The 9,900-nt window shown below is 45.5% G+C and carries 12 protein-coding genes; all 12 read left to right on the forward strand.

Going from position 1 to position 9,900, the window contains the following annotated elements:
- The first annotated feature begins 234 nt into the window (after positions 1 to 234).
- Genes sctW through vopD form a run of 12 tightly spaced genes read left to right on the forward strand, consistent with a single transcriptional unit; the run spans position 235 to position 9,897 of the window.
- A complete protein-coding gene (gene sctW / locus CAG68_RS04600) occupies positions 235 to 1,128 on the forward strand; it encodes a type III secretion system gatekeeper subunit SctW (protein ID WP_053307014.1) in 894 nt (297 codons plus the stop codon).
- The gene (locus CAG68_RS04605; protein ID WP_054576989.1) at positions 1,109 to 1,393 is read left to right on the forward strand and encodes a TyeA family type III secretion system gatekeeper subunit; all 285 of its coding nucleotides are present in this window, start codon (positions 1,109 to 1,111) and stop codon (positions 1,391 to 1,393) included. The genes sctW and CAG68_RS04605 overlap by 20 nt, the downstream gene beginning before the upstream one ends.
- Positions 1,380 to 1,754, forward strand: a complete 375-nt coding sequence (gene sycN / locus CAG68_RS04610) for a type III secretion chaperone SycN (RefSeq protein ID WP_005377240.1) — start codon at positions 1,380 to 1,382, stop codon at positions 1,752 to 1,754. The genes CAG68_RS04605 and sycN overlap by 14 nt, the downstream gene beginning before the upstream one ends.
- Positions 1,751 to 2,128, forward strand: coding sequence for a type III secretion system protein VscX (vscX, locus tag CAG68_RS04615; RefSeq protein ID WP_005377246.1), 378 nt, complete (start codon positions 1,751 to 1,753; stop codon positions 2,126 to 2,128). The genes sycN and vscX overlap by 4 nt, the downstream gene beginning before the upstream one ends.
- Before the next feature lie 5 nt (positions 2,129 to 2,133).
- Positions 2,134 to 2,475, forward strand: coding sequence for a type III secretion system chaperone VscY (gene vscY, locus CAG68_RS04620; RefSeq protein WP_005377248.1), 342 nt, complete (start codon positions 2,134 to 2,136; stop codon positions 2,473 to 2,475).
- Complete coding sequence (vcrD, locus tag CAG68_RS04625) at positions 2,459 to 4,585, forward strand: SctV family type III secretion system export apparatus subunit VcrD (protein WP_086046787.1); 2,127 nt, start codon at positions 2,459 to 2,461, stop codon at positions 4,583 to 4,585. Before vscY ends, vcrD begins: the two co-directional genes overlap by 17 nt.
- Entirely contained in the window at positions 4,585 to 4,998 is a 414-nt protein-coding gene (locus CAG68_RS04630) for an LcrR family type III secretion system chaperone (protein ID WP_053304394.1), read from the forward strand. Before vcrD ends, CAG68_RS04630 begins: the two co-directional genes overlap by 1 nt.
- A 60-nt stretch (positions 4,999 to 5,058) precedes the next feature.
- Entirely contained in the window at positions 5,059 to 5,343 is a 285-nt protein-coding gene (locus CAG68_RS04635) for an LcrG family type III secretion system chaperone (RefSeq protein WP_005377254.1), read from the forward strand.
- Positions 5,344 to 5,353: 10 nt separating this feature from the next.
- Entirely contained in the window at positions 5,354 to 7,177 is a 1,824-nt protein-coding gene (locus tag CAG68_RS04640; RefSeq protein ID WP_086046786.1) for a virulence-associated V antigen, read from the forward strand.
- A gap of 12 nt (positions 7,178 to 7,189) precedes the next feature.
- A complete protein-coding gene (gene vcrH, locus CAG68_RS04645; RefSeq protein ID WP_005377258.1) occupies positions 7,190 to 7,675 on the forward strand; it encodes a SycD/LcrH family type III secretion system chaperone VcrH in 486 nt (161 codons plus the stop codon).
- A 7-nt stretch (positions 7,676 to 7,682) separates the two neighbouring features.
- Positions 7,683 to 8,882 carry a type III secretion system translocon subunit VopB gene (vopB, locus tag CAG68_RS04650; protein WP_005377260.1) on the forward strand — a complete coding sequence of 400 codons (1,200 nt, stop codon included), beginning with the start codon at positions 7,683 to 7,685 and terminating at the stop codon, positions 8,880 to 8,882.
- A 10-nt stretch (positions 8,883 to 8,892) separates the two neighbouring features.
- Positions 8,893 to 9,897 carry a type III secretion system translocon subunit VopD gene (gene vopD / locus CAG68_RS04655; protein ID WP_005377262.1) on the forward strand — a complete coding sequence of 335 codons (1,005 nt, stop codon included), beginning with the start codon at positions 8,893 to 8,895 and terminating at the stop codon, positions 9,895 to 9,897.
- The last annotated feature ends 3 nt before the right edge of the window (positions 9,898 to 9,900 follow it).

Below are 9,900 nucleotides of genomic sequence, written 5' to 3' on the forward strand. Positions count from 1 at the left end.
GTTTAATCGCAGATTGTTGGATATCAGTGATGTATGAGAAATCGTTCAAGGTAAAAATATGCGCAATGATTGATGCTGAGAGAATAGAAAGTATAAGAATCAATTTATAGTGAATATCAGTCGGGAGTTTTTAGAAAACTGAAAGCGCACTAAAAAAACACGTCTGATTTTGACAGCTTCAAAAAAGCGCACTTCCTATAATTCGCCTGTATTGTGCGGAAGGAGTGCAAGTGAATGAGTATTATCAACAATCATATCGCAACAAATCCAAAGTTTGATGCGTCTATCCAAAGCGGGTTGGAATCGTCTCGTCCCGACGTTTCACAAAAAGGCAATTATCGCGGTGAAACCGTCCGTGTTCACAATGCCACACAATCACTTTTTGATGCGATGGAAGAACTCACTTCACTCGGTTCCGAAAAAGCAGAGAAAGATCTGACTAAGCGCAAAGTGAAAGACAGTGGTGTTCGAGTTAATGAAGCACATGAACTCGTTTCGGACTATTTAAGAAAAGTCCCTGATCTTGAAAAGAATCAAAAGATCAAAGATTTGGCTACAAAAATGGCGGGAGGAAATATCTCGACCATCGCGCAACTACAAGCCTACTTGAATGGGTTTTCCGAGGAGAAAAGCCATCAATACCTAGCCCTAAAAGCCGTTAAAAAGTTTTTGAGTGCGAGTCCAGAAAGTAAACACCTACTAGCGCTGATTGACCAAGCACTTCTAAGAATCGAGCAAAACCCAGATACATGGTCTCAAATTGATACGGAAATCCGTGTCTCAAATTTTGCTGATGAATACAGCCAAGAGCAAGAGTTTAGCTCTTTGCATCAGCTGCGCGGCTTCTACCGCGATACCGTTCATAGTTATCAAGGGCTCGGCGCGGCTTATCAAGATGTAGTAGCGCGCTTTGGTGAGCAGGAGGTATCGACCGCTGTTGACTTTATGCTGCAAGGCATGAGTGCAGATCTTAGTGTTCAAGGTAGCAGTATCGACTCGGTTAAGTTGCAGTGGTTGATGTCCGATATGCAAAAACTCAAAACTCTAAATACGTTGCAAGATCGTGTGAGTCAGCTGTTCCAAATGTTTAAACCGGAAAGGACGAATTATGGCTTATCAAGTTTCTAATTTGATGGCTGATGTGATTGCGTTGGTAGAGCAGCGATGGGTAAGCAGTGATGAGATATGGAAAGTCGCCAACGCAATGGAATTGACGGCGGTAGAACAAAAAATCGATTTTTTTCGAGAGTTTCATAAGTTAGTTCGCGCAATCCCAATTGACGTATTCGCCGATGATGAACAACGACAGAATTTAATCCAAGCGGTACAAAAGGCGCTAGACGAAGCCATTGATATAGAAGAAGAGGAAGCGTGGGAAGATGAGTTGGATTGATGCATCCGTCGATGAATTTTGCCGAGGAATGGGGCTCGATGCCGTCGATTTCTCATCAGCTGGACGGGTGCAGCTGGATTTTGAGCAAAGTGGTACGCTGCATATTGAGCGACAGGGTGAGCAGTTATTCTTGATGTTGTCTCGAGCGTTATCTTGGCATCAAACCAGTGACATTATTCAAAGTGCACTGTGTTTGTGTCATGCCGATCAAGGCTGGCCTTTCGAAATTAAAACCGGCTTGTTAGATGAACAAACTCTGGTTTTTTCAGCAAGGCTAAAAGGAGAAGAAGTAACACTTCCGACCTTAGAGCAAGCGTTTACGCTTTTGGCTCGTCTACATAACGATGTGGCAGGCTCATGACTCGAGTCAGCACTTTAAACGTAGGCATCGAAGCCTTTACGCATGTTACTCATAGTGAAGTTAAGGCCGATTTCCCAGAGCGATTTCAATTGCTTCCTGATGGTCAGGCGGTCGCTACACATTTAGAGAAGCTCTATGATCTCAGGCCTTCAGACCAATATCTCATCGCGTTAACTAAGCCCAAGCTGCTGCACTCAGAGTTGTTGCGTCCAGAAAAATACCGTCAACAATTTGATGAAACGTTAGCTCAGCTGCAAGTTCTTGCACAGGATTCAGGCTCCGCTTCTTTTATCAAAGCATCTGAAACGCTACAAAGTACGCAACTAGATCAGCGTTACCTCACTATGGCGCTCAATCTCCTTATTCAGGTCTAACCAACATGTTGAGATCCAAAGACATTGAACTCTTACTTGTTCACGCTGCGCTACAAGTTCAATACCAAAAGCCAGAGCATGCCATTTCTATTCTCGATGCGGTTCTAGAAATAGAACCGCAGCACAAAGAGGCGATGCAAACACTTGCTGTGGCGTGTTTACAAAGTGGTCGATATACCCGGGCGATTGAGGTGTGTGAGCACTTATTAAAATCTGACCTTCATCCTGACTCGGCAGGACTCTGGTTTTGTTTAAGCCAAGCGCGTTGGAAACAAAATGACGTCGATGGGGCACGCCAAGCGCACCGACGCTATCTGCAATCTTTAAATAGTGAATCACATGAATAAGTTTATCGATATTCTAAACAAAGTAGGGCAACGCAAAGACATCATGCTTGCGGTGATGTTACTCGCGATCGTCTTTATGATGATATTGCCACTTCCTACCGCACTGGTGGATGTGCTGATTGGCACCAACATGAGCATTGCGGTGGTGCTGCTTATGTTAGCGATTTACATCACCACGCCACTTGAGTTCTCTGCATTTCCTGCGGTGCTATTGATCACGACATTGTTTCGTCTGTCTTTATCTATCACGACAACCCGCTTGATCTTGCTACAAGGCGATGCTGGTCAAATCGTTTATACATTCGGTAACTTCGTTGTGGGCGGTAACTTAGTGGTCGGTATCGTTGTGTTCCTGATCATTACCATTGTTCAGTTTATGGTGATCACCAAAGGCTCAGAAAGGGTAGCAGAAGTTAGTGCGCGCTTCTCACTCGATGCGATGCCTGGTAAGCAGATGAGTATTGACGGTGACATGCGTGCCGGAGTAATTGACGTACACGAAGCTAGGCACCGACGATCACTGATTGAAAAAGAAAGCCAAATGTATGGCTCGATGGATGGCGCGATGAAGTTCGTTAAAGGCGACTCCATTGCGGGTCTGGTCATCATTGTGGTCAACATCCTAGGTGGCGTCACGATCGGGGTAACGCAAAAAGGCATGAGTGCTTCTGAAGCACTTGAATTGTTTGCGATTTTGACCGTTGGCGATGGTTTGGTATCGCAGATCCCGGCACTCTTTATCGCGATTACCGCCGGTATTATCGTGACGCGTGTTTCTCATGAAGATTCTTCTGATCTTGGGTCGGACATTGGTGGGCAGGTCATTGCTCAGCCACGTGCGCTTCTTATTGGTGGTGTGCTTTTGGTGCTGTTCGCACTCATCCCTGGGTTTCCAAAAATCACTTTTCTGGTCTTGGCCGCCGTGGTTGGTGGTGGTGGTTTCTTCCTTTTCTATCAACAGAAAAAACAAGCTGAATCAGATAGCACCGACTTATCAAGCTTTGTTTCGCAAGGGGCCGGTTCGCCAGCAGCGAAGCCAAACAAACCCACTCCATCTAGAAACAGTAAAGGCAAATTAGGTGAGCAAGAAGAGTTTGCCATGACGGTCCCACTCTTGATCGATCTTGACGCGAGCCTTCAGGAAAGCTTGGAAGCGGTCGCATTAAATGAAGAGCTAGCAAGGGTTAGACGCGCACTATATCTCGACCTAGGCGTGCCTTTCCCAGGCATCCACCTGCGCTTTAACGAGGGGATGCAAAATGGCGAGTACTTAATTCAGTTACAAGAAGTCCCGGTTGCACGAGGACGAATTGTTAAAGATCAACTCTTGGTGACAGAAGGGAATGAACAGATCGATTTATTAGGCGTGCCTTATGAGCAAGATGAAGATTTTCTACCCGGTATTTCTAGCATTTGGGTGGCACAGAGTTATGAGCAAAAACTCGTAGCCAGTCATGTCGGTTTTCTCACACCCGACAGGATTTTAACGTACCACTTGTCTCATGTTCTCAAGGAGTACGCACAAGACTTTATTGGTATTCAGGAGACGCGTTATCTGTTGGAGCAGATGGAAGGCAGTTATTCGGAGCTAGTCAAAGAGGCCCAGCGTATTGTTCCGTTGCAAAAAATGACGGAAATCTTGCAACGCTTGGTTTCTGAAGACATTTCTATCCGAAACCTTCGCGTGATCTTGGAAGCGATGGTTGAGTGGGGCCAAAAAGAGAAAGATGTTGTACAGCTGACGGAGTACATTCGTTCCAGCTTAAAACGTTACATTTGCTACAAATACGCAAGCGGACAAAACATGTTGCCCGCTTACTTATTGGATCAAAATCTCGAAGACACAATACGCAGCGGTATTCGTCAAACCTCAGCAGGGAGTTACTTGGCGTTAGACCCGTCAGTAACGCAACAATTTGTCAGTGATGTGAAACAGACCATTGGTGACTTAAGCCGCATGCCGAATAAACCTGTGCTAGTTGTGTCTATGGATGTACGCCGATATGTGCGAAAGCTTATTGAATCGGAATACTACGATCTTCCCGTTTTGTCATTTCAAGAACTAACCCAGCAAATCAATATTCAGCCACTTGGAAGGGTGGGGATGTAATGAAAACAAAACTAATACTCTCGCTGGCGCAAGCGGGGATCGAAGTGACGCCATACTTTTGGCAACAAAGTGAAATTCAACTTGGTTATCGAATTGAAGTTGAAGGCTTAGAGCTCGTTTTTCGGGTGGAGGACGGTGAAATCATCATCGTTCTTCTGAAACGCGTTCGTCCAAAATTGGGGTTGAGTAACCCCTTTGCCGGCTTATTTCTCTTGGCTGAACATGCCATTCAACTTTATCCCTCCGATTGGGTCATTCGCGGCAACGTCGATGTGTTACGTGGTAGCAACATGAGCAGCCAGCGATTGGCACAGTTCTATCTAAAAGCATGCGGTGCAAGCCATGATGAGCTAGACGACTGGTACTGTTTACGCCTAGCAGATTATAGACCTTTGAAAAAGTTGAAAAAGTAAAAACTCACGACTGTTACTGACAGCACCGATGAGATGACCCGCTTTAAGATAGGAATCAAGATGAAGCAACCGTTTACCGATGCGATTGAGAACGCTGAGCTTGCCATTAGAAAAGCTGAAGACAGAACCGATATTTTTAACGAGCTATTGGAAGGCTTAGGTGTTGGTCCTGTTGCGGGGGATGTTTTACTTGGCGGCATAAAAGCGCCAGTAGATACCATGAAACGTGCAGAGCAAGAGCTAATAGACGAAGTCCAGCGCCGCCGGCAGCAACAAACTCAGCTACAAGGTACGTCAGGTAAACGCAGAAAGCGTCCCACAGTGATGCGCGGCATGATGATTTAGAGGTTTGGAAATGACGAATATGAAAACGACTGGCTCTACGACAGGAGCAACAGACACAGCTGCGAGTAGTGCACCATTACCCACTTTCCAACAAAACTTGATAGAGGCATTTACCCCTGTACTGGGTGAAGCAGAGACTCAGCAACTTGCCTCGATAATCTCTTCATTGCCAACTATCTCGGGACAAACGGAATCACAAAGCATCGCGCTTTATGTTGATACGCTTGAAAACCTAAAAGCGAAAAATAACGCGTTTGCTGGTATATCATTGACCGACACCGCATCTGTTTGGATAAAGTCGCTACAAAGTGCTAACTCAGATGGCGAATTAACCGCAGCCGAGTTTAATGCTCAAACAAACCAAACGCTATCAAATCAGTTTCAGGCTTGGTTTAGTAAGCTACTGACGGAAAACGTAGATAGCTCGTTATCTACTGAGTTTGTTAGTCAATTTAATCTGGGCACCCAGAGTAACCAAGCGGAGCAGATCGCCAACCTCTCCGAGACAGAACTGGCTAATGCCACCAAAGAAATTTCTCTTTTTGTTGCAGAGCTTGCTAATCAAATGGGCTCCCGTGAAGTGAGAGATGCTTCTATTTCTTTTCTTCGCAATGCCTTTAGTAGCTTAGGTTCCGTTAATCTCGCGCAACTGAAGAGCTCGGACTTTCTGTTGACTAAAGAGAGTTTCGCCCTTCAAGTCTCAGCTCAATTAAAAAGTAGTTTTCAAGGCATTGGTATTACTTTAAGCACCGATGACGCAAGTGCGCTAGCTAGCAGAATTACCTGGACTCCTGGTATTTCTAAACAGCAGCTTAAAGAAGCGTTAGATGAAATGGCCGCTCAAGTGAAAGGCCAATATAGCGCAGCTTATGGTGAGGCGAGTGGAACGAACAATCTAAAAGCAGCACTTAATACTGTCATTGGTGGAACTGAGCCTTTGACCCTTTCTAGTCTGTTCGCCAACTTCGCGGTGAGTTTAACAAATATAGAAATCGATGACTTTTACCAGGACAGCGCGATAGCCGATGTCCAAAAGACACAAATAACGGCAGCTCAAGTTAATTTGATCAAAGAAAACACCGAACGAGATATCCGATTACAGTTTGAAAAAATAGTAAAAGGTGAATCTACCGGGGCTTCATTTACTGAGCGATACGAGGCATTGCGCAAAAACTTAGGGGCATTGAAAGAGCGTCTACTCAATATCACCGATAAAGAGAAAGCGGATCGCGAGGTGAGAGCAGAGCACTCTCTAACGGCTCGTGATTTGTTGGCCGTTGTTGAGTCCAGCATTGGAGACCGTTTTGATGAGCAAGTGCTGCTTGCACTAAATGAGCGTCGTGTTAACCGTTTAGAGAAACGTAATGACCAGAAAGAGGCATTAGAGGATCTCACAATACAGCTTAAAGTTTTTGGTGTTGTGCAATCAAAAATTCACTCTACGCAAAGTGTTGATGGGGTTTATAAACCGGGATATCCAGAAAGTAACTTCAAAGCGAGTGACTTTAACTACAGCAATCAAACGGATTTTGAAGCTTCACCTGAGTACAAGTATTTGACGGATAATAAGATAACAAACCATCGAGACTTCCTTCAAACACAAGGTATTACTATCGGTGATGGTGCTTCGTACCAAGACGAAGAGAAGTCGAAAAAGCTGTCTAATTTTTCTAGTTCTGTCAGTGCTAAATCCAAGTTGCTTAACGATGAAGTACAAATCAAAACCACTGAGCTGAACGACACCAGTTCTCAATACAACTCGACCGTTGAAGCGATGAACAAGTTTGTTCAGAAGTACCACAGTATTTTACAAGAAATCCTACGAGCCATTTAAGGATAACCAACCATGACTAAAACAAACGCGACCGATCCATCTCAAATGCAAGCAGAAGAACTGCTGTCTTTTTTGGAAGAGGGAGGCACGCTAAAAATGTTGCACGATGTGTCTCAGGACACCATCGAACACATTTATGCCGTAGGTTACAACTTTTTCCAATCGGGAAAGATTGAGCAAGCAGCGAAAGTATTTCAATTACTCAGCATGCTTGATCATTATCAGGCGCGATTTTTCATTGGCCTTGGCGCGGCTCGTCAGGAGTTGGGTGAGTATCTGCAGGCAATAGACGCCTACAGCTACGCAGCGCTAGTGGACGTAAATGATCCACGCCCACCTTTTCACTCTGCTGAATGTCACCTTAAACTGGAACAACTGACAGAAGCAGAGAGTGGGTTTTACAGCGCGAAGGAGATGTCTGCCGGAAAATCACAATATGCAGATTTGCATGAGCGTGCAGGCATCATGTTAGAAGCGGTGAGAAATAAAAAGGAGTAATTAGACTATGAGTTCTATTGCACTTGACCGCATCCAGACACAGGTTTATAGCCCTGAATCTGGCCAAGCCACGTTAGATAACGTGCAGAAAACGGCGTCTACAGCGACGCCTTCTGTGACGGTAGAAAACGTGAAGAGTAAAGATGCAGATGTACTGAACACTGGAAAAGTAAAAGTTCAGTTAGATGCACCTAACGCAGCTGTTAGTGACAAAGTGAATGATTTGACGCTAAAAGCCATGGCACAGCTGCAAAAGATCGTCGATACCATTGCAAAATCTCTCCATGCAGTTGCAGACCAAACAGGTTCGATTGCCGTCAAAATCATCGCAGGATCTGCTGATGATTTTGAAGTAGAGCTTGCTGCTATCACGGATAAACTGAAAAGTGCTCAAAACGAGCTGAAAATTCAGGAAGTGAAGGTCGCAAAAGCTAAACACGAAAAAGAGATGGTGGAAAACCAAGACAAAATCAAAGAATCGGAAGCCGCTGCAAAAGAAGCCCAAAAATCAGGCTTAGCAGCGAAGATCTTTGGTTGGATCAGTGCGGTGGTTTCTATTGTTGTTGGTGCCGTAATGGTGGCAACGGGTGTTGGTGCAGCAGCCGGTGCACTTATGATCGCTGGTGGCGTTATGGGAGCAGTGAGCATGGCGTTGCAAGAGCCAGCCGTTCAAGATGCGCTAAAAGAAGCGGGCGTAAATGTCGATGTGCTAAACAAAGTCGTAATGGCATTAGAAATCGCCGTCGCGGTTATCGGAGCTGTTGTGACGTTTGGTGGTGCAGCAGCTGGCGGTATCGCGAAACTTGCAGCGAAAGGTGCTGGTAAGGTAGCTCAAAAGGTCACGGAAATCGCTACGAAAGCCGCTGCAAACATGGCGAAAGTGGCGGATATGGGCACAAAAGCTGCGACAACAACAGCGAAAGCGATTCGTTATGGCGCAGAAACCGTCGATCTTGCCGTCAACGTGGGTAAAGGCGCAACGGACAGTGTTCACGCTGCTAACAATGCTCACGTGACAGAGATTCAGGCTGATATCACAGACCTTCGAGCCAAAATGACGTTAAGCCAGGCTGTCATTGATAAGCTCAAAGAAGAGATTGGTAAGTTGATGGAAGACTTCCAAGAGCTGATGAGCCTCATCATGCAAATGATTCAAGCGAAAAGTGAAACTATGCAAACGGTGTTAAGCCGTCCTGCAACGGTATAAGGAGTTTATTATGCTAGATAAAGTAGGCGGAACGGGTCGTGGTGAACTATACGGTTTAGGCGACACCATTAAAACCAACAAAGCAGAAAAAGCGCCGGAAACAAAGCTTGAAGCGGGCGCCGTTAAAAGCCAAAGTGAGTCAGGTGTTTCTGGTGCAGCACGCTACCAGTTAGAGACACCTAAAGCTCCTACAGTGAGTAATCAAGCTCAAGTTGTTGCAAACTTAATGAGTGCTCTTGCGCCGACGGTGAGCTCATTAATGAGCACAACGATGAAAGCACTTAACGGTGAGGAGGTGATCAAGTCACCATCAGATGCGGTATCACAATCGTTGACGCTATTAACATTGTTGTATCAAGTATCAAAGCTGAGCCGTGAGCAGCAAGTGCTACAACGTGAAATTGCTGTTGAAGCAAACGTCGCGAGTTTAGAAAGCCAAGCGGCAGAACTCAACAACTCGGCAAGCGCAATGATCGCGATGGCAGTCGTTTCGGGTGTATTAGCGGGTGCTACCGCAATTATTGGTGCCCTTGGTTCTTTCAAAGCAGGGAAAGAAATCAAGAATGAAATGGCGAGCAATAATGTACTGAAAACGCAAAAAGCTGGCTTCGATCAAGCAGAAGAGTTATTAAATAACAATAGCTTGTCTAAAACTCAGCAAGATCAGGTTAAGCGTGCGCACTCACTAGCGAAAGACAATATCGCAGACACGACAGCGCAGCTGACAAGTGGTGGCCGTAAGTTCGATAAGTTGATGAGCTCAAACCAAGCAAAGAACGCGATTCTTCAAGCTTTGGGCCAGATGGCAAACTCAGCATCGAATGTAGAGCAAACCAAAGCGCAAGCGCGCAGCAAAGATGATGAAGTACAAGCGACTCGCGCACAAGCAGCCAAACAGAAAGCCGATGAAAACATTGGTTTCCAAGAAGGCTTATTGAAAGAGCTACGTGACTTGTTCCGATCTATCTCAGATAGCCAGAACCAAGCGTGGCGAGCGTCAGTCCCAACGGTGTAACCA

Source organism: Vibrio sp. V42_P2S4T144 (assembly GCF_009904715.1).
Taxonomy (GTDB): Bacteria; Pseudomonadota; Gammaproteobacteria; order Enterobacterales; family Vibrionaceae; genus Vibrio; species Vibrio alginolyticus.